We start from the raw sequence: 18866 nt of genomic DNA, 5'->3' as shown, positions 1-18866 counted from the left end.
CCCCTCCATGCGTCAGATCGATCCCGACTTCCTCGCCCTGCCGCTGCGGCGGCTGGCCGACGCCGCCCTCCAGCGGGCCCGCGAGCTGGGCGCCGAGTTCGCCGCCTTCCGTCTGGAACGGGTGCGCGCCGAGACGCTCCGCCTGTTCGACGCCCGCCTCGAAGGCTCCAGCGACGCCGACGACCTCGGTTTCGCCGTACGGGTGGTCAAGAACGGCACCTGGGGGTTCGCCGGCGGCATCACGCTCACGCCCGAGGCCGCGGCCGAGGTGGCGGCGCAGGCCGTCCAGGTGGCCGAGGTGAGCGCCCCCCTCAACCGGGAGCCCGTCGAGCTGGCCGCCGAGCCGGTGCACGAGGGCGTCTGGGTGTCCCTCTACGACGTCGACCCGTTCGACGTGCCGCTGCGCGACAAGGTGGCGCTGCTGGGAGACTGGTCCGCCGGTCTGCTGGCCAAGGGGGTCGACCACGTGTCGGCCTCGTTGATGCAGGTCAAGGAGCAGAAGTTCTACGCCGACTCGGCCGGCACGGTCACCACCCAGCAGCGGGTCCGCGTCCATCCCGCGCTGACGGCCATGAAGTCCGAGGGCGCCCTCTTCGACGACATGCGCACCCTCGCTCCCCCGGTGGGCCGGGGCTACGAATACCTGACCGGCACGGGCTGGGACTTCCCCGCCGAGCTGGCCGAGATCCCCGACCTGCTGGCCGAGAAGCTGGCCGCCCCCTCGGTCAAGGCGGGCAACTACGACCTGGTGATCGACCCCTCGAACCTGTGGCTGACCATCCACGAGTCGATCGGCCACGCCACCGAGCTCGACCGGGCGCTGGGCTACGAGGCGGCGTACGCGGGCACCTCCTTCGCCACCTTCGACCAGCTCGGCGAACTCACCTACGGCTCCCCCATCATGAACGTGACCGGCGACCGGACCGCCGACCACGGCCTGGCCACCGTCGGCTGGGACGACGAGGGCGTGCAGGGCCAGCGGTTCGACATCGTGCGCGACGGCACCCTGGTCGGCTACCAGCTCGACCGGCGGATGGCCCTGCTGAAGGGCCTGGGCCGCTCGAACGGCTGCGCCTTCGCCGACTCCCCCGGCCACACCCCGATCCAGCGCATGGCCAACGTCTCGCTCCAGCCCGCCGAGGGCGGCCCGTCGGCCGAGGAACTGATCGCGGGCGTCGACGAGGGCATCTACGTCCTGGGCGACAAGAGCTGGTCGATCGACATGCAGCGCTACAACTTCCAGTTCACCGGCCAGCGTTTCTACAAGATCGAGAACGGGCGCCTCGCGGGCCAGCTCCGCGACGTCGCCTACCAGGCCACCACCACCGACTTCTGGCGCTCCATGGACGCCGTCGGCGGCCCGCAGACCTACGTGCTCGGCGGCGCGTTCAACTGCGGCAAGGGCCAGCCCGGCCAGGTGGCGCCGGTCAGCCACGGCTGCCCGGCCGCCCGGTTCCGCGGTGTGAAGATCCTCAACACGGTGCAGGAGGGCGGCAAGTGACCCCGCAGGAAGTAGTCGAGCGCGCGCTGGCGCTGCCCGGCGCCGACGACCGCGTCGTCATCGTCGACGAGGACACCACCGCGAACCTGCGGTTCGCCGGGAACACCCTGACGACCAACGGCGTCGCCCGCGGTTCGCGGCTGACCGTGGTCTCGATCGCCGGCAGCGGCACCGGCGTCGTCTCCCGGGCGGGCGTCACGCCCGACCAGATCGCCGACGTGGTGGCCGCGGCCGACCGGGCGGCGCGCGACGCGCAGCCGTCCGAAGACGCCCGCCCGCTGGTGGCCGGAGAGGCCGCCGCCGACTGGGACCGCCCGGCCGAGGAGACCTCGATCGCGGTCTTCCGCGACCTGGCCCCGGCGCTCGGCGAGGCGTTCGCGACCGCCGAGGCCGGGGGCCGCCGGCTCTACGGCTTCGCCGAACACCTGGTCAACTCGGTCTTCGTCGGCACCAGCACCGGCCTGCGCCGCCGCCACGACCAGCCGACCGGCCGCCTGGAGCTGAACGCCAAGTCGCCCGACATGACCCGCTCGGCGTGGGTCGGCGCGGCCACCCGCGACTTCACCGACGTCGACGTCGCCGCCCTCGACGCGACGCTGGCCCAGCGCCTCGAATGGGCCAAGCGCAGGGTCGACCTGGCCCCCGGGCGCTACGAGACGCTGCTGCCCCCGGGCGCGGTGGCCGACCTGATGATCTACCTGTACTGGTCGGCGGGCGCCCGCGACGCCTTCGACGGCCGCACGGTCTTCGCCAAGCCGGGCGGCGGCACCCGCGTCGGCGAGGAGCTGGCCAAGCTGCCGATCGACCTCTACAGCGACCCCGGCCGGGCCGGGGTGGAGTGTGGCGGGTTCACCGTGGCCCACGCGTCGAGCCGCGAGTCGTCGGTCTTCGACAACGGCTTCACCCTGGGCCCGACCAAGTGGATCGCCGACGGCAAACTGGCCAACCTGATCCAGACCCGCCACTCGGCCGAGGTCACCGGCCTCGCCGAGACCCCCGCGATCGACAACCTGATCATGGAGGGCCCGGCGGGCGGGAAGTCACTGGAGGAGATGATCGCGGCCACCGAGCGCGGCCTGCTGCTGACCTGCCTCTGGTACATCCGGGAGGTCGACCCCCAGACGCTGCTGCTCACCGGCCTGACCCGCGACGGCGTCTACCTGGTCGAGAACGGCGAGGTCACGGCCGAGGTGAACAACTTCCGCTTCAACGAGTCGCCGGTCGACCTGCTCGGCCGCGTCACCGAGGTCGGCGCGGCGTCGCAGACCCTGCCGCGCGAGTGGAACGACTACTTCACCCGCACGATCATGCCGCCGCTGCGGGTGCCCGACTTCAACATGTCGACCGTGAGCCAGGCCAACTGATCTGACAAGGGTGTCAAGGGGCGGTCCCGTGTTGCACGGGACCGCCCCTTCTGCTACTCGGAGTCCTCCAGGCGGAAACCGACCTTCATGCCCACCTGGAAGTGGGCGACCTCGCCGTCCTGGATGTGGCCGCGGACCTCCGTCACCTCGAACCAGTCGAGATGGCGCAGCGTCTGCGACGCGCGCTTGATCCCGTTGCGAATGGCCTGGTCGACGGAGTCTCCGGACGTTCCCACGATCTCGGTCACCCGGTAGGTGCGGTCAGACATCGTGCCTCCCTGTCGTCGCGAAACGATCATATGCCCCGGGCGTAGGGTTGGATCGTGAAGCTGTTTCAACGGCGGAAGACGACCGTTCACCAGGTGACCGACGCGCAGCCGTCTCTGACGGCCGACATCCGCAGGCGCGAGATCAGCTACGTGATCAAGATGTCGATCCGCGTCGTCTGCCTCATCCTGGCCGTGGCGTGGCCCGGTGCGCCGCTGTGGCTGCGCGGTCTCTTCATCGCCGGCGCGGTGCTTTTGCCGTACCTTGCCGTGATCGGGGCCAACGAGCGGGGAAAGGACCTTCCCCCACTTCAGGACATGGATGGAGCTAACCAAAACGAGATACCACGGCATCGACGCGAGATCGGGTCGTGACTAAGTCTTGACGCATCCTAAGGGTGGTAGGTGTACAGTTTAGCCAAGCGCTCTGGTCCCCCGTCGGAGCGCTGGTGCCGGCGTTCCGGGCCCCCGTCGGAACGCCGATGAAGCGACGCCGGGTGGTTTGCCCCCGTAACCACCCGGCGTCGCCCTATGTTCAGACCTTTTCTGCCGCCCTTTACTCGCGGCGCCGTCTGACCTCCTCGCGAAAAAAGATCAGCGAATCTCCCCATGGGTGGCGCGAGCAAGAGAGCGGCTCCCCGAGCCTCGACGGTCACGCGATCATCTCCACGGTGAGATCCCCGAGGACGCCGGGCCCCGCCCGCGACGCGGGCTGGAGCCGGCGGGAGCAGGGCCTAGTCGCGGCTCCATTCGGCCGCCTTGGCGGAGATGACCGCCGCCGCGTCGGGTGGGGCCGTGCCGGCTCCCTGGGCCAGCCCGAGGAGGTAGGCCGTCAGCGGCGCCGCCGGGCGGGCGACCCCGTGGGCCACGTCGCGCGTCAGGTCGAGTACCAGGTCGCGGTCGACGACGGCCGGGTCGATGCCGAGTTCGCGGCAGACCAGGGCGGTCCATTCCTCCAGCACGTTCACAAGCGGCCTCCAGACCAGGTGGAAACAGGGCGGGCCCAGCCGGTCAGCCGCCGATCGCGCTCATCGGGCGGGCCGGCTGGAGGAACTCGGGGTTGTCGATGCCGTGGCCCGGCTTCTTGCGGGCGACCGAGGCGGTCCAGCGGGCGGCCAGCTCGTCGTCGGAGGCGCCTTCGCGCATGGCCGTGCGGAGGTCGGACTCCTCGGTGGCGAACAGGCAGTTGCGGATCTGGCCGTCGGCGGTCAGGCGGACGCGGTCGCAGGCGCCGCAGAACGGGCGGGTGACCGAGCCGATCACGCCGACCGTCGCGGGGCCGCCGTCGACGAGGAACAGTTCGGCGGGGGCGCTGCCGCGCTCCTTCGGGTCGGCGTCGTCGAGTGTGAACGCGGCGCCGAGCAGGCCCAGGATCTCGTCGGCCGTGATCATGTTGTCGCGGCTCCAGCCGTGCTGGGCGTCGAGGGGCATCTGCTCGATGAACCTGAGCTGGTAGCCGCGGTCGAGGCAGTAGCGCAGCAGGCCGGCGGCCTCGTGGTCGTTGACGTCGCGCATCAGGACCGCGTTGACCTTCACGGGGCGCAGCCCGGCCGCGTCGGCGGCGGCCAGGCCGTCGAGGACGTCGGGCAGGCGGTCGCGGTGGGCGAGCTTCTTGAAGGTCTCGCGGTCGATCGTGTCGAGCGACACGTTCACCCGGTGGAGGCCCGCCTCGGCGAGCGGGGCGGCCAGCTTCGCCAGGCCGATGCCGTTGGTGGTCAGGGAGATCTCGGCGCCGAGGCCGGAGGTGCGGGCGACGATGTCGACCAGTTCGCGGCGGAGCAGCGGCTCGCCGCCGGTGTAGCGGACCTCGGTGACGCCCAGGTCGCGCACCCCGACGGTGACCAGGCGGACGATCTCGTCGGCGGTCAGCAGGTCGGGTTTGGGCAGCCAGTCGAGACCTTCCGGCGGCATGCAGTAGCTGCACCGGAGGTTGCACCGATCGGTCAGCGACACCCGCAGGTCTGTCGCGACACGCCCGTACGAGTCGACCAGCACGTAACCATCTCCATTCTGTATGCCAGCTTAGAGCAGATACAACCGCGCCCGATCAACGGGGATTCCTCCAGAGGAAAACCATTGGGAACGCTTAACCCCGGTTCGGCACACTGGTCGCACCGAACAGGAGATCATCATGCCGAAGGAAGTCGCCCACAACCTGCTGTCCTGGGCCAGCGAGATCGACGCCGGAACGATCGAGCAGGCGGCCCGGACCGCGCGCCTGCGTTTCGTCTCCGGACACGTCGCGCTGATGCCCGACGCGCACATCGGGATCGGCGCGACCGTCGGATCGGTCATCCCCACCGAGGGTGCGATCATCCCCGCCGCCGTCGGGGTCGACATCGGCTGCGGGATGATCGCGACCGAGACCGACCTGACCGCCGCCGACCTGCCCGAGAGCCTCGACGCGCTGATGCCGCTGGTCGAGCGGCGCATCCCGGCCGGCGTGGGCCGGGGCCACGACGACCGGGCGATCGACCGGGCGCTGGAGGCGATCGGGCGGCCGTACACGGAACTGACCGCCAAGCAGGACAAGACGGTGGCCACGCAGTTCGGCACCCTCGGGTCGGGCAACCACTTCGTGGAGGTCTGCCTCGACGAGCGCGACCACGTGTGGACGGTGCTCCACTCCGGTTCGCGCGGGATCGGGAACCAGCTCGCCACCCGCCACATCGCCGGCGCGAAGAAGGCGATGAAGCAGGCGGCGATCGGGCTGGAAGACCCCGACCTGGCCTACTTCGTCCAGGGGACGCCCGAGTTCACCGCCTACATCGACGACATGTTGTGGTCGCAGGCCTACGCGATGGCCTCGCGGGCGCGGATGGACGCGGTGTTGTCGAACGCGCTGTTCTCGGTGGTCGGGAAGGGCCGCCGGGTCCGGACGATCAACTGCCACCACAACTTCACCCAGAAGGAGACGCACCACGGCAAGTCGCTGTGGATCACCCGCAAGGGCGCCATCAAGGCCGACACCGGCGACGAGGGCGTCATCCCGGGCTCGATGGGGACGCGGTCCTACATCGTGCGCGGGAAGGGCAACGCCGACTCCTACAACTCGTGCTCGCACGGGGCGGGGCGGCGGATGTCGCGCGGGCAGGCCAAGCGCACGCTCACCGCGTCGTCGCTGAAGAAGGCGATGGAGGGCCGGACGTGGAACGCCGACCGGGCCTCGGCGCTGGTCGACGAGCACCCGGAGGCCTACAAGCCGATCGACCAGGTCATGGCCGACCAGACCGACCTGGTGACCGTGCAGCACACGCTGCGCCAGGTGTTCAACTACAAGGGCTAGCCCGTACCGCGCACGAGCAGCAGCACGACGGCCAGGGCGGCCACGGCGACGGCGCTCTGGAACGGCGCGGCGGGGTGGCGCACCAGCCTCGGGGCCAGCGCGAGCGCGGCGGCGGCCAGCGCCGCGGGCCACCAGAGCACGGCGACGGCGGCGACCAGGAAGACCGGGGTCAGCACCAGGGTCCGGCGGCGGCCGAGCCGCTGGGGCAGGCCGTGCACCCCCGTCTCCAGGTCGCCGTCGATGTCGGGCAGCACGTTGGCCAGGTGGGCGCCGATCCCGAGCAGCGCCCCGGCGGCCACCGACCACCAGGCGGGCCACGGCTGGCCGGGCAGCCCGAGCGACACGAACGCCGGGAACTGCCCGAACCCGATCGCGTAGGGCGCCCACGAGAGCAGCGTGGCCTTCAGCCCCAGGTTGTACGCCCACGCGGCGGCCACCCCCAGCAGGTGGAATCCGCCCGCGAGCAGGCCGTTCGCCAGCGACAACGGCACGCACGCCAGCAGGGCGACCGCGGCGGCCCCCCATAAGGTCCGCACCGAGACGTCTCCGGAGACCGCCGGTTTCCCGGTACGCCCCAGGGCCCGGTCGCGGCCCGCGTCGACGGCGTCGTTCGACCAGCCCACCGACAACTGGCCGGACACCACGGCGGCCAGCACGAGCAGGCAGCCGGCGAGGTCCTGCCCCGATCCGGCGGCCAGCGCGGTCACGAGGGCGGTGACCGCCAGCGTCGGCCCGGGGTGGCAGGCGAGCGCTAATCCCAGGAGCACAGAGGTTGGGGTTCCCAAGGGGACGCACATGAACCCGTGAGGGGTGGGCAGAGATCGGAAGGGGATGGATTTCTGCCGATCTGGGAGTGCGATGTCACGTATCGCCGCCGTTCATGGCGTCCTGCCGCCGAACCGCTACGCGCAGGCTGAGATCACCGACGCGATCGCCCGCCTGGGCATCCTCGACGCCACCGAACGCCGCGTTCTCGAACGACTCCACCGGCACGCCCAAGTCGAGTACCGGCATCTCGTACTGCCCCTCGACGACTACGTGAAACTCGACGGCTTCGGCGCGGCCAACGACGTGTTCGTCGCGGCGGCGGTCGACCTGGGCTCCCAGGCCATCGCGGAGGCCCTCGACGCGGCCGGCCTGACCCCCCGCGACGTCGACATGATCCTCTTCACGACGGTGACCGGCCTCGCGGCGCCGTCGATCGAGGCCCGCATCGCCTCCCGCCTGGGCATGCGCCCCGACGTGAAGCGCCTGCCGCTGTTCGGCCTGGGCTGCGTGGGCGGCGCGGCCGGGGTGGCCCGCGTGCACGACTACCTGACCGCCAAGTCCGCCCAGGTCGCGGTGCTGCTCTCGGTGGAGTTCTGCTCCCTCACCATCCAGCGCGACGACCGCTCGATCGCCAACCTGGTCGCGGGCGGCCTGTTCGGCGACGGCGTGACCGCCGTGGTGGCCACCACCTCCGAGGGCCCCGGCCCTCGCGTGGTCGACTCGCGCTCCCACCTCTACCCCGACTCCGACCAGGTCATGGGCTGGGACATCACCAACGGCGGCTTCCGGGTGGTGCTGGACGCCAGCGTCCCGGCCGTCGTCCGCACCTACCTGCCCGGCGACGTCGACGGCTTCCTCGGCGACCACGGGCTGACCAGGAAGGACGTCACGGCCTGGGTCTGCCACCCCGGCGGGCCGCGGGTACTGGAGGCGGTCGTCGAGGCGCTGGACCTGCCGCCCGGCGCCCTCGACGTGACGTGGCGGTCGCTGGCCGAGGTCGGCAACCTGTCGTCGTCGTCGGTGCTGCGGGTGCTGGCCGACACGATGGCGCTCGATCCCCCGAAGGGCACCCCCGGCCTCATGATCGCGATGGGCCCGGGGTTCTGCTCGGAACTCGTCCTGCTGGAGTGGTGATGGGCTGGTACGCCGTGCTGGTCGCCCTCGTCGGGGCCGAGCGCCTGGCCGAACTCGTCGTCGCGAAGCGCAACCTGCGCTGGAGCCTGGCCAGGGGCGGGATCGTGGCCGGTCAGGGCCACTATCCGTTCATGGTGGTGCTGCACACCGGGCTGCTGGCCGGGTGCCTGATCGAGGTGTACGCCGCCGACCGCCCCTTCGTGCCCGCCCTCGGCTGGCCGATGCTGGCGCTGGTGGCGGCCTCCCAGGCGCTGCGCTGGTGGTGCATCAGAACACTGGGACACCAGTGGAACACCCAGGTCGTGGTGGTGCCGGGACTGAAGGCGGTCACGGGCGGGCCCTACCGCTTCCTGCGCCACCCCAACTACGTCGCGGTGGTCGTCGAAGGGCTGGCGCTGCCCCTCGTCCATTCGGCCTGGGTCACGGCGCTGGTCTTCACGGTGCTGAACGCGGGGCTGATGGTGGTCCGCATCCGGTGTGAGGAGGCCGCGCTGACCCGGCTGGAAACCGCGTGATCGACTTATTGATCGCGGGCGGCGGGCCCGCCGGGCTGGCGACCGCCTGCCACGCCGCGCTGGCCGGGATGGAGGCCGTCGTCGTCGAACCTCGGGCGACCCCGGTCGACAAGGCGTGCGGCGAGGGGCTGATGCCCACGGGGGCCGAGGCGCTGCGGGCTCTGGGGGTGCGGCCGGAGGGGTGGCCGCTGCGCGGCATCGCCTACCTCGACGCCGGCGGCTCGGTGACCGCGCCGTTCCCGCGCGGGCTCTCCGGGGTCGGCGTCCGGCGTACGATCCTGCACGAGGCGCTCGCCAAGCGGGCCGCCGAGCTCGGGGTGCGGGTGGTCGCCGGGCGGGTGGAGCGCTTCCGGCAGCGGCCGGGCGACGTCGAGGCCGACGGGTTCGGCCGGGCCCGCTGGCTGGTCGCGGCCGACGGGCTGCACTCCCCCTTACGCGCCGCCCTGGGGCTGACCGTCCCGCCGGGGCGGCTGCGCCGCCACGGCCTGCGCCGACACTTCGCGGTCGCCCCGTGGAACTCCCACGTCGAGGTGCACTGGTCGCCGGGCGCGGAGGCCTATGTGACGCCCCTGGGGGCCGAGCTGGTCGGGGTGGCGGTGCTGAGCTCGCGGCGGGTGCCCTACGAGGAGCACCTGGCGGCCTTCCCCGCGCTGCGCGACCGGCTGGGCCCCGCGTGCTCGCCGGTCAGGGGGGCGGGGCCGCTGCGGCAGGGGGCCAAGGCCCGGGTGGCCGGGCGGGTGCTGCTGGTGGGCGACGCCGCCGGGTACGTCGACGCGCTCACCGGGGAGGGCGTCTCGCTGGCGGCGCGCTCGGCCGAGGCGCTGGTCGCGGCCCTGCGGACCGGCGATCCCGGCTCGTACGAGCGCGCCTGGAGGCGGTTGTCGCGGCGGCACCGGGCGCTCACGGCGGCGCTGGTGGCCGTCAGGGGCAACCGGATGACCGGTGACGTGATCGCGCCGGCCGCGCGGAAGCTCCCGTGGGCCTTCCGCGCGGCCGTCGCGCTCCTGGCCTAGCGGCGGGCCACCAGGATCAGGCGGCCGGACCTGATCTCGTAGGGGGCGCCGTCGGGGCCGGCGTACAGGTCGATCGTCGTGAAGCCCGCACCGGCGACCATGCGGCGGACCTCGGCGGCGGTGTAGACGTGCTGGACCGAGGTGCCCCGGTGCACCTCTTCCCCTCGGGTGAAGGTGAAGTGGGTGAGCCAGCGGCCGCCCGTCACGTCGTACTCGTTGACCTGCTCGGCGGTGACGCCGCCGATGGTCATCGGCTCCTCCTCCAGGGTCACGCCCGGGAGGAACGACTCGGCCGCGAAGGCGTAGTCGAGGACCAGCGTGCGAACGGTCAGCCCGTTGAGGAAGCCGATCGTCTCGTCGTGGTCGAGGTAGCCGAAGGCGTTGCCCATGCAGATCGCCGTGTCGGCGGTCGTCTCGGGCAGCGCGCGCATGTCGCCGACCGTGAAGACGGCGTCGAGCCCGCGCCGGGAGGCCTCCCGGGTCGCGTGGGCGACGGCCTCGGCCGACACGTCGACGCCGGTCACCCGGCGGCCGCGCGCGGCGAGTTCGAGGGCGTGCCGCCCGCTGCCGCAGGCCACGTCGAGGACGTGGTCGCCCGGCAGCGACATCAGGAAGTCGATCTCGGGGGTCGTGTGTTCGATGGGGACGGCGGCCCGCCAGAAGGTGTTGGGCAGCTCGGTGAAGAAATCCGTGTACCACGGCATTGGAAGAAATGCTCCAGTCAAAGTGAGAAAGAAACTGTCTCTCGTCTTGACCGGGGCAGCGCTGGACCACCCCGGTCACACCGGACGGGCAGCCATGGCCTCTCCTCGTTTCGCTGGACTGGGTACGACGGTACCGGCTGATAGAACGGTTGTCATGATGATTACGACCTCGCGTGACGGCACCACGCTGGCCTACGACCGGGTCGGCGAGGGGCCGCCGGTGATCGTCGTGCTGGGCGTCTTCAACGAGCGCGCCGCCGGCCTGCCGCTGGCCGAGGCGCTGGCCGACCACTTCACCGTCTTCGTCTACGACCGGCGGGGGCGCGGCGGCAGCGGCGAGGTGGCCCTGCCCTACCGGATCGCCGACGAGGTCGACGACCTGAAGGCCATGATCGAGGCCGCGGGCGGCGAGGCGGCCGTGTTCGGCTACTCCTCGGGCGGGCTGCTGGCGCTGAAGGCGCTGCTCGACGGGGCCCGCATCACCCGACTGGCCCTCTACGAGCCGCCCTACCAGAACGAGAACCCCTCCCCCGCCGACCACGCCGGCCACCTGACCGAACTGGTCTCCCAGGGGCGGCGCGAGGAGGCGGTCGAATACTTCCAGCTCAAGATCATCGGCATGCCGCCCCACATGGTGGAGGAGGCGAAGAACGCCCCCTTCTGGCGGCGTCTGGAGGCGCTGGCGCCCTCGTCGGTCTACGACGCCCTGCTGGTGACCGACCGCGAGCTGCCCGACCAGCTCGCCGGCCTGCGCCCGCCGCCCACGCTGGTGCTCGACGGCGCGGCCAGTCCCGACCGGCTGCGCGGCATGGTGGGGGCCCTGGGCACGGCGGTCGCCGGGGCCCACGTCGTGGCCCTCGACGGCCAGACGCACACGATCGACCCGGAGGTCACCGGGCCGATCGTGCGGGCGTTCTTCACCGGCTGACGGCGCTCGCTCCGGGCGTCACTTCGAGCGGGCCTTGGCCGACGCCCTCCGGTTCGCCTTCTTGATCGCCTCCACCAGCTCGGGCTTGCTCATGGAGGACCTGCCGGGCACCTCCAGGCGCTTGGCCACGTCGTAGAGGTGCTGCTTGGAGGCGTTGGCGTCGACGCCCTCGGCGGTCTTGCCGGGCTTGGGGGTGCTCTTCTCGGCCTGGCGGTCCGAGGGGCCCTTCTCGGCCTTGGGCTCCCAGTGGTCGCCGACCTTCTCGAAGCTGTGCTTCAGGGCCGCGTTGGCGGTCCGGTGGGCCCGTTCGCCCTCGCCGTACTGTTCGACGGCGGAGTCGTGGGCCTTGAGCCAGGTCCGCTGGGCCTTCTTCGGGGAGCGCTTCAACGTGTCGGGGAGTTCCTGGCGTGCGGGCATGGTCTCTGCCTTTCCTGAGTGTCTTCCTCCGTGCTCTCCCTCCGGGGCCCGGCCGTGGCGGCACGGCCGGGCCCGCGAAGTGCGTCAGTCGGTGGTCAGCGCCGCCATGAGGTCGCCGACCGACGTCTCCGGAAGGGCCTTGGCGACATCGGCCAGGGCGACCATCCCCACCAGGGTGTGACCGTCGATCACGGGCAGGCGGCGGACCTTGCCTTCGCCCATCGTGCGCAGGATCTCCTGCGCGTCGTCGTCGGCGCCGATCGTCACCACCTCCTTGCCTCCCAGCTCACCGGCCAGGCACGACTTGGGGTCACGGCCCTGGGCGATCACCTTCACCACGATGTCGCGGTCGGTGATCATGCCCTTGAGGCGGTTGTCCTCGCCGCAGATCGGCAGGGAGCCGACGTCGAGGCGCTGCATCTTCTCGGCGGCGTCGGCGATGGTCTGGTCGGAGTTCACGCACTCCGCGTTCGGAGTCATGATCTCGCGGGCGGTTGTCATCGTTCCTCCTTCCGACAAGGGTCCGCCTGCCCCGCATCGGCCGCGCCACGCCCCCGATCAGGCCAAAAGTTCGTCGAGGTCGAGCCGGAGGGCGAGCTGGTCGCCCAGTTCCCGCAGCAGGCCGGCCTCGGCCAGGGAGAGCGGCCTCCGTGCGCCGCCGCGGCGCGCGATCGTCACCGCGCCCATCGCGCGGCGGGCGACGAGCGGCACGCAGACCAGCGAGCCGACGCCCAGCCGCGCGGCCACCGGGACGCCGTCGGCGTCCTCTCCCAGGACGCCGAGGTCGCCGAGCGGGCTCTCCAGGGCCATGCGCCCGCTCTCGGCCACCCGGCGCGACAGGTCGAGCGGCCGGTCGCCCCCGGCCGGAAGGCCCTCGCCGGCCACGGCGGCCGCCGGGCGCCAGGCGCCGGTCTGGTCCACCAGGTCGACGCGGACCCAGTCGGCCAGAGCCTCCCGCAGCGCGCCCGCCGCCAGCCCGAGGGAGAACCCGGGCGAGAGCAGCAGCCGGGCCCAGGAGGACAACACGTCCTCGCGCGCGGGCCGGATCTCGGGCCCGGACGGCGGCAATGGTTCCAGCGGCGGCACGACCGAGGTGCCGATCAGCAGGTGGGGCCGCTCACCCGGCAGGTCGAGCCGGGCGATGGCGAGCGTGACGTCCACCGGAGGCAGCCGCCGCCGCACCAGGCGCATGCGGACCGTCCGGGCCTCGCCGGTGCGGCTCGCCGCCGCCAGCGCCGACCGCAGGGCGGCCCGGAAGCGCAGGTCGGCGAAGACCGGAAAGGGGCGTCCGGCCGCGTACGACTGGGTCACGTCGAGCAGGGCGAGCGCGGCCGCGTTGGCCCGCCTGATCACCCCGTCGTCGCCGGTCACGATCAGGGTGGGGAACGGCGAGCCGGTGAAGGCGGCGCGCAGCAGGAGGCGTTCGAGCTCGGCCGGGCTCTTCTCGGCGGCGACCTGGTCGGCCCAGGAGATCAGCTCCTCCTGGCGGACCTTCAGCTCCTCGGTGGCCACCTCGAGCTCCAGCAGCGCGGCCTCCATCCACTCGTCGCGGCCGAGTTCGTCGGTCACGAACGTCCGGGACTCCCTCAGATACGCCAGACGCTTCTGGAACTCGATGAACTCGCTCTCGAACGCGTCGGCCGCCGAATCGGTCATCTCGCCTCACCTCCATCGCCTGATCGCCACCGGGAGACACCATGCCCCCAGGGCGGTCCCGCAGTCGCGCACCCTGCCGTGAGAAGCCGATGGTCACACGGAGGCGAAGCGGTTCCCTCTGGCCCGGAACTCGGCGGCCTTGCGCCGGTGGGAGCCGCAGTCGCAGTCGAGGGCGTGGCCGGCGTACTCGTGCATCCGGGCCAGCCGGTCGTGCAGCTCGGCCACGTCGGCGCAGTTGGCCGCGACGCGCTCGCGCATGGTCCGCACGCCCTCCCGCATGATCGCGCGCAGTTCCTCGGCCCGCCGCATGGCCGGATGGACGGCGGAGTCCGCGGCCGGCCCGCTCGCGTCGAGCGGCCGGCGGGGCCGGGACTCCGCGCCGGGCCGGGCGCCGCGGACGACCGGCAGATGCCGGGTGGCCGGCTCGGGCTCGGGGGCGCCCGCCTCGCCCGTGGAAGGCCCGGCATCCGGGATCGCCGGGTCCTCGGACAGCAGCCCGAGCAGGCGGACGGCCGGACCGCCGCCGGTCATGAGCAGAGTCGCCCCGTCGAGCTCGACCAGCGCCCTGAAGCGGAGCAGGACCCGGGCTCCCTCCAGGTCGCAGAAGCCCACCGCCCCCACGTCGAGGGTCACCCGTTCGAACCGCCGGAACAGCAGGCACGCCAGGGAGCTCTCCAGCCACTCGGTCCAGGTCCAGTCGATGTCGCCGGACAGCGCGAGGCCGAGGTCGGTCCGGTCGTGGTGGACGACGGCGAGCGAGAGGAGCATGTCCGAATCCCTACCCTTTCTGCGGTCTTATGTGCATATGCCGAGATAGCGGGCAGGGGAATCCCGTGGACAGCCATCAGGGAAGGGACCTCGTGGTCATCGCCGCGTCGGCCGGCGGGGTCGAGCCGCTGCGCACCCTGGTGGCCCGTCTCCCGCCGAGCCTACCCGCGGCGGTCCTGGTCGTCCTCCACGTGGCCTCCTCGGGGTCGAGCGCGCTGGCGGGCATCCTCGACCGGGCGGGGCCGCTCAAGGCGGCGCCCGCCGAGGACGGGCGGCCGCTCGTGCGCGGGGAGGTCCGGGTGGCGGTCGCCGACCACCATCTGCTGGTGCACGACGACCACCAGCGGGTCAGCCGGGGACCGCGGTACAACGGCTACCGCCCGGCCGCCGACCTGCTGTTCATGAGCGCCGCCGTCGCCGCCGGGCCCCGGGTCGCGGGGGTGGTGCTGAGCGGCACCCTCGACGACGGGGCGCACGGTTGCGCGCGGGTGGAAGGGCACGGCGGGGTGGTGGCCGTACAGGACCCGGAGGAATGCGCCTTTCCCGGCATGCCGTCGGCGGCGCTGCGGGCGAGCGAACGGGCCGAGACCCTGCCGGCTGCGCGGCTGGCCGAGTGGATCGTGGAGCAGACCCGGTCGCCGGTGATCGCGGAGGAGACCATGGCCGACGACGAACTGCTGCGCGACCTGGCCCGCTATCTGACCCCCCGGTTGCCCACCACCCCGCCCGAGGGGGAGCTGTCCGGCTTCACCTGCCCCGACTGCAGCGGCCCGCTTTACGCGCGGCCCGGCGACCCGGACCCGCGCTACGACTGCCGCGTGGGCCACTCGTGGTCGATGGAGACCATGATCGCCGGACAGTCGGACGCGGTGGAGCGCGCCCTCTGGGTGGCCGTGCTGCGACTGGAGGAGCGGGGACGGCTGCTCCAGCGCATGATCCGCTCCGCGGAGGACCGGGGCCGGCGGCTGTCCGTCGTCCGGCTCGCCGAGGAGGCGGACCAGACCCGTGAGGCGCTGGAGACCATGAGGATCATGCAGGCGCGGCTCAGTACCCGGGACGACGTCACCGAGGCATAGGGTCGGAACGTGATCCCGGCTGACGAACGTGACTTCGACGACCTCCTGGCGATGCTGAAGGAGACCAGGGGGTTCGACTTCACCGGCTACAAGCGCACCACCCTGATGCGCCGCATCGCCCGCCGCCTGGAATCACTGAAGCTCCACGACTACGGCGAATATCGCGACTATCTGGAACTGGAACCCGCGGAGTTCGACCGGCTGTTCGACAGCCTGCTCATCAACGTCACGAGCTTCTTCCGCGACCCCCTCGCCTGGCAGGTGCTGCGCGAGCGGGTGGTGCCCGCCATCGTGGCCGGCAAGCAGGCGGGCAAGGGCATCCGCGTCTGGAGCGCCGGCTGTGCCACCGGCGAGGAGGCCTACAGCCTCGCGATGATCTTCGCCGAGGAGATGGGCGTCGACGAGTTCAGGGCTCGCGTCAAGATCTACGCCACCGACCTCGACGAACAGGCGCTGCAGGTGGCCCGGGGCGCGACCTACACCGACCGCCAGATGGCCGAAGTCCCCCCGGCGCTCCGCGACACCTACTTCGAGCCCGCCGACGGCCTCTACGCCTTCCGCCGCGACCTGCGCCGCCAGGTGATCTTCGGCCGTAACGATCTGACGCGCGACGCCCCGATCTCCCGGGTCGACCTGCTGCTGGCCCGCAACACCCTGATGTACTTCAACACCGAGACGCAGCTCAGCGTCGTCCGGCGGTTCCACTTCGCCCTGGGCAACCCGGGCTACCTGTTCCTCGGCAAGGCCGAGATGCTGCTCAACCACAGCGACAAGTTCGAACCGCTCGACCTGCGCATGCGGCTGTTCAAGAAGGCCGGGACCGCCTCCCCTGCGGGCCGTCCCGCCTGGTCGTCCGCGCTGCCCTCCCACACGACGATCGGCGAGTTGCAGAGCGCCGCGCTGGCCTCGGGCCCGGTCGCCCAGATCGGGCTCGACACCCACGGAAGACTCGCCCTGCTCAACAGCCGCGCCGAGACGCTGTTCGGCCTCCGCCCGCGCGACGTCGGCCGCCCGTTCCAGGACCTGGAGCTGTCCTACCGGCCGGTCGAGCTGCGCTCGGTGATCGAGCAGGCCCAGACCGACCTGCGGACCGTCGAACTCCAGCAGGTCACCTGGCAGCGGCCGGGACACCCCGACGCGGACGTGTACGACATCTCGGTGGTCCCGCTGCAGAACGGCGACGGCGACCTCGTCGGCGTCGGCGTCAACTTCTACGACGTCACCCGCTACCGCCGCCTGCGCGACGAGCTCGAACAGGCCAACCGGGAGCTCGAGAACGCCTACGAGGAGCTCCAGTCCCTCAACGAGGAACTGGAGACCACCAACGAAGAGCTCCAGTCCACGAACGAGGAACTCGAGACCACCAACGAGGAGCTCCAGTCCACGAACGAGGAACTGGAGACCATGAACGAGGAGCTCCAGTCGACCAACGACGAGCTCCAGCAGATCAACGACGCCCTCAACGCGCGCGGCGAGGAGCTCGACCAGGCCAACGCGTTCGTCTCGGCGATGGTCCGCAGCCTCGGCGACGCCGTCGCGGTCGTCGACACCGAGTTGCGCGTGCTGATCTGGAGCCCCGGGGCCGAGGAGTTGTGGGGCGTGCGCGCCGACGAGGTCGCCGGGCGTCTCCTGACCGGCCTGGACATCGGCCTGCCTCTCGACGGCCTCGCCGCCCGCCTGCGGATGATGCTGAGCGACGCCGAACCCCGCGACCGGCCCGACGGCCTGGCCGTCGACGCCGTCAACCGGCGGGGCCGCGCCACCCGGCTGAGCATCGAGTTCTCCCGCATGCTCGGCGAAGACGGCCGGACCGCCGGCGTCATCCTGCTGATGGACGTGCTCGACCCGGCGCCCTCCTAAGGACGGCCTCCCGTGTGGCGCAGGATCTCCTCCGCGAGGCGGTCGTGCGCCGACGCGGGCAGGGTGTGGCCCATGCCCTCGATCATCACCAGGCGGGCCCCGGCGATGGCGGCGGCGGTGGCCTCGGCGTGCGCGGGCGGGAACATCGGGTCCTCCGTGCCGTGCACGACCAGCGTCGGCGCGGTGACCGCGGCCAGGTCGGCCGTGGAGCCCGGGTCGGCGGCCCCGGCGAGGGCGTGGTTGAGGCCGGCCCGCAGGTCGCGCGCCCGCGTGTAGGCCCGCCGCTCCAGCGTGCGGTACTCCTCCTCGTCGAACGGCAGGACCGGGCCGTGCAGGATCCGCCACAGCGGTGACCGGGCCGCCAGGTAGTCCTCCAGGGAGGCCCCCGGCTCGGGGAACGAGGTGGCGAGCGCGGCGAGCAGTTCGGGCGTGGGCGGCGGGAGCTCGCCGGGCGGCGTCGGCGTCCCCTCCATGACGCGCCGCACCGCGGCCGCCGTGTCGGTGCCGAGGGGCTGGGACGACAGGCTCGTGAGGGTCAGCACACGATCGGGGTGGGTGACGGCCAGCCGCTGGACGATGAGGCCGCCGAGGGAGGCGCCCACGAGGTGGGCCCGTTCGACCTTGAAGTCGTCCAGCACGGCGATCGCGTCGGAGGCCAGGTCGGCGACGGTGTAGGGGTGGGCGGCGAAGTCGACGGTGGAGGAGCGCCCGGTGTCGCGGTGGTCGTAGCGGATCACCCGGCGGCCCCCGTCGACCAGGCGGCGGACGAGCCCGTCGGGCCACTGGACACCCTGCGCCTGCGCGCCCATGACCAGCAGCACCGTCGGGTGCCCGGAGTCGCCGAAGGCCTCCGCCCACAGGTCGAGGTCACCGGCGCGGACGATCTGTTCGTTATTTTCCTGCATGGTCGTTCAAGATAATGGTCGGCCCGTGATCGCGCACCCCGGTTTTCCGAGTTGAACTCCCCCGCCCCCGGCGGCACCCTGATCCCCATGGCCGGAGTCAAGGGACAGGTGCAGAAGCGGGGCGTGGCGCGCCGCCGCGCCATGGTCGACGCCGCGATCGAGCTGTTCGCGCGGCAGGGGGTGCGCGGCACCGGCGTGGCCGCCGTCGCCGAGCGCGCCGGCGCCACCCCCTCGGCCCTCATCCACCACTTCGGCAGCAAGGACGGGCTCGTCCAGGCCGTGCTGGAGGAGGCCGACCGGCGGGCCCTGGAGCGGCTGTCGGCCTCCCCGGACGCCGAACCCACCCTCGACCAGGCCTTCGAGTGGTTCGTCCGGGACGCCGGGCACACCGCCGCCGCCGACCGCGACCTGGCCGCCCTGCACACCACGCTCACCGCCGAGAACCTGGAGCCCGGCGCCGCGCTGCACACCTGGTTCCGCGACCGCGGCCGGGCGCTCCGGGCCCATCTGACCTCGCTCTACGGCCGGGCCATGGCCGACGGCTCCGCCCGCGCCGAGCTCGACCCGTCGATCCTGGCGGCCGAGACGGCCGCGTTCATCGAGGGCGCCCACCTGGTGTGGCTGCTCGACCCCGAGCGGGTCGACCTGGCCGCCGTCCACCGCAGCTACTTCGAGGGCATGGCCGCCCGGCTCCGTTAAGCGATC

21 protein-coding genes are annotated in these 18866 nt (G+C 72.2%); 11 read left to right on the top strand and 10 right to left on the bottom strand.

What is annotated here, in order from left to right:
- Window positions 1-7 precede the first annotated feature (7 nt).
- Window positions 8-1501 (top strand): TldD/PmbA family protein, encoded by a 1494-nt coding sequence (locus QSK34_RS24330; protein ID WP_285586977.1) that lies wholly within the window; start codon window positions 8-10, stop codon window positions 1499-1501.
- Window positions 1498-2865 (top strand): metallopeptidase TldD-related protein, encoded by a 1368-nt coding sequence (locus QSK34_RS24325; RefSeq protein WP_285586974.1) that lies wholly within the window; start codon window positions 1498-1500, stop codon window positions 2863-2865. Before QSK34_RS24330 ends, QSK34_RS24325 begins: the two co-directional genes overlap by 4 nt.
- A 53-nt stretch (window positions 2866-2918) precedes the next feature.
- On the opposite strand, the gene QSK34_RS24320 is transcribed toward QSK34_RS24325, so the two are convergent.
- Window positions 2919-3134, bottom strand: a complete 216-nt coding sequence (locus tag QSK34_RS24320) for a dodecin (protein ID WP_161483162.1) — start codon at window positions 3132-3134, stop codon at window positions 2919-2921.
- 54 nt (window positions 3135-3188) lie between these two features.
- On the opposite strand from QSK34_RS24320, the gene QSK34_RS24315 reads away from it, so the two are divergent.
- Window positions 3189-3506 (top strand): DUF3099 domain-containing protein, encoded by a 318-nt coding sequence (locus QSK34_RS24315; RefSeq protein WP_285586972.1) that lies wholly within the window; start codon window positions 3189-3191, stop codon window positions 3504-3506.
- Between the two features lie 359 nt (window positions 3507-3865).
- On the opposite strand, the gene QSK34_RS24310 is transcribed toward QSK34_RS24315, so the two are convergent.
- Window positions 3866-4099: a DUF6457 domain-containing protein gene (locus tag QSK34_RS24310; protein ID WP_030452315.1), complete on the bottom strand. Its 234-nt coding sequence runs from the start codon at window positions 4097-4099 to the stop codon at window positions 3866-3868.
- A gap of 43 nt (window positions 4100-4142) precedes the next feature.
- Window positions 4143-5126 carry a GTP 3',8-cyclase MoaA gene (gene moaA, locus QSK34_RS24305; RefSeq protein WP_285586971.1) on the bottom strand — a complete coding sequence of 328 codons (984 nt, stop codon included), beginning with the start codon at window positions 5124-5126 and terminating at the stop codon, window positions 4143-4145.
- A 136-nt stretch (window positions 5127-5262) separates the two neighbouring features.
- Between moaA and QSK34_RS24300 the strand changes: the two genes are divergently transcribed.
- A complete protein-coding gene (locus QSK34_RS24300) occupies window positions 5263-6417 on the top strand; it encodes an RtcB family protein (protein WP_285586970.1) in 1155 nt (384 codons plus the stop codon).
- Here the strand turns inward: QSK34_RS24300 and QSK34_RS24295 are convergent.
- Window positions 6414-7184 carry a UbiA family prenyltransferase gene (locus QSK34_RS24295; RefSeq protein WP_285586968.1) on the bottom strand — a complete coding sequence of 257 codons (771 nt, stop codon included), beginning with the start codon at window positions 7182-7184 and terminating at the stop codon, window positions 6414-6416. The two genes, QSK34_RS24300 and QSK34_RS24295, sit on opposite strands and share 4 nt — an antisense overlap.
- Before the next feature lie 91 nt (window positions 7185-7275).
- Here QSK34_RS24295 and QSK34_RS24290 point away from each other — a divergent pair, with 91 nt between their 5' ends.
- The 3 genes from QSK34_RS24290 to QSK34_RS24280 are packed head-to-tail and all read left to right on the top strand — an operon-like array spanning window position 7276 to window position 9847.
- A complete protein-coding gene (locus QSK34_RS24290) occupies window positions 7276-8319 on the top strand; it encodes a type III polyketide synthase (RefSeq protein ID WP_285586967.1) in 1044 nt (347 codons plus the stop codon).
- Complete coding sequence (locus QSK34_RS24285; protein ID WP_285586965.1) at window positions 8319-8834, top strand: isoprenylcysteine carboxyl methyltransferase family protein; 516 nt, start codon at window positions 8319-8321, stop codon at window positions 8832-8834. The genes QSK34_RS24290 and QSK34_RS24285 overlap by 1 nt, the downstream gene beginning before the upstream one ends.
- Window positions 8831-9847 carry an NAD(P)/FAD-dependent oxidoreductase gene (locus QSK34_RS24280; RefSeq protein ID WP_285586963.1) on the top strand — a complete coding sequence of 339 codons (1017 nt, stop codon included), beginning with the start codon at window positions 8831-8833 and terminating at the stop codon, window positions 9845-9847. The genes QSK34_RS24285 and QSK34_RS24280 overlap by 4 nt, the downstream gene beginning before the upstream one ends.
- Here QSK34_RS24280 and QSK34_RS24275 read toward each other — a convergent pair.
- Window positions 9844-10551 carry a class I SAM-dependent methyltransferase gene (locus QSK34_RS24275; RefSeq protein ID WP_161483154.1) on the bottom strand — a complete coding sequence of 236 codons (708 nt, stop codon included), beginning with the start codon at window positions 10549-10551 and terminating at the stop codon, window positions 9844-9846. The two genes, QSK34_RS24280 and QSK34_RS24275, sit on opposite strands and share 4 nt — an antisense overlap.
- A gap of 154 nt (window positions 10552-10705) precedes the next feature.
- Here QSK34_RS24275 and QSK34_RS24270 point away from each other — a divergent pair, with 154 nt between their 5' ends.
- Window positions 10706-11479: an alpha/beta fold hydrolase gene (locus QSK34_RS24270; RefSeq protein ID WP_285586961.1), complete on the top strand. Its 774-nt coding sequence runs from the start codon at window positions 10706-10708 to the stop codon at window positions 11477-11479.
- A gap of 18 nt (window positions 11480-11497) precedes the next feature.
- Here QSK34_RS24270 and QSK34_RS24265 read toward each other — a convergent pair whose 3' ends face one another.
- The 4 genes from QSK34_RS24265 to QSK34_RS24250 all read right to left on the bottom strand — a co-directional run bounded on the left by QSK34_RS24265 (window position 11498) and on the right by QSK34_RS24250 (window position 14320).
- On the bottom strand, window positions 11498-11896 hold the full coding sequence (locus QSK34_RS24265) for a ChaB family protein (RefSeq protein ID WP_161483152.1): 399 nt from the start codon (window positions 11894-11896) through the stop codon (window positions 11498-11500).
- 84 nt (window positions 11897-11980) lie between these two features.
- Window positions 11981-12397 (bottom strand): CBS domain-containing protein, encoded by a 417-nt coding sequence (locus QSK34_RS24260; protein ID WP_062348581.1) that lies wholly within the window; start codon window positions 12395-12397, stop codon window positions 11981-11983.
- Window positions 12398-12454: 57 nt separating this feature from the next.
- Window positions 12455-13552: a PAS domain-containing protein gene (locus tag QSK34_RS24255; protein ID WP_285586954.1), complete on the bottom strand. Its 1098-nt coding sequence runs from the start codon at window positions 13550-13552 to the stop codon at window positions 12455-12457.
- Between the two features lie 93 nt (window positions 13553-13645).
- On the bottom strand, window positions 13646-14320 hold the full coding sequence (locus tag QSK34_RS24250) for an STAS domain-containing protein (RefSeq protein ID WP_285586952.1): 675 nt from the start codon (window positions 14318-14320) through the stop codon (window positions 13646-13648).
- Between the two features lie 65 nt (window positions 14321-14385).
- Between QSK34_RS24250 and QSK34_RS24245 the strand changes: the two genes are divergently transcribed.
- Window positions 14386-15396, top strand: coding sequence for a chemotaxis protein CheB (locus tag QSK34_RS24245; RefSeq protein WP_285586949.1), 1011 nt, complete (start codon window positions 14386-14388; stop codon window positions 15394-15396).
- 9 nt (window positions 15397-15405) lie between these two features.
- Entirely contained in the window at window positions 15406-17256 is a 1851-nt protein-coding gene (locus QSK34_RS24240; protein WP_285586947.1) for a CheR family methyltransferase, read from the top strand.
- On the opposite strand, the gene QSK34_RS24235 is transcribed toward QSK34_RS24240, so the two are convergent.
- Window positions 17253-18161: an alpha/beta fold hydrolase gene (locus QSK34_RS24235; protein WP_285586945.1), complete on the bottom strand. Its 909-nt coding sequence runs from the start codon at window positions 18159-18161 to the stop codon at window positions 17253-17255. The two genes, QSK34_RS24240 and QSK34_RS24235, sit on opposite strands and share 4 nt — an antisense overlap.
- 87 nt (window positions 18162-18248) lie before the next feature.
- Between QSK34_RS24235 and QSK34_RS24230 the strand changes: the two genes are divergently transcribed.
- The gene (locus QSK34_RS24230; protein ID WP_285586942.1) at window positions 18249-18860 is read left to right on the top strand and encodes a TetR/AcrR family transcriptional regulator; all 612 of its coding nucleotides are present in this window, start codon (window positions 18249-18251) and stop codon (window positions 18858-18860) included.
- The last annotated feature ends 6 nt before the right edge of the window (window positions 18861-18866 follow it).

The organism is Herbidospora sp. NBRC 101105, assembly GCF_030269205.1.
GTDB classification, from domain to species: domain Bacteria; phylum Actinomycetota; class Actinomycetes; order Streptosporangiales; family Streptosporangiaceae; genus Herbidospora; species Herbidospora solisilvae.
Note: the sequence above shows the minus strand (reverse complement) of the source record. Positions and strands in the feature narration are given on the sequence as shown.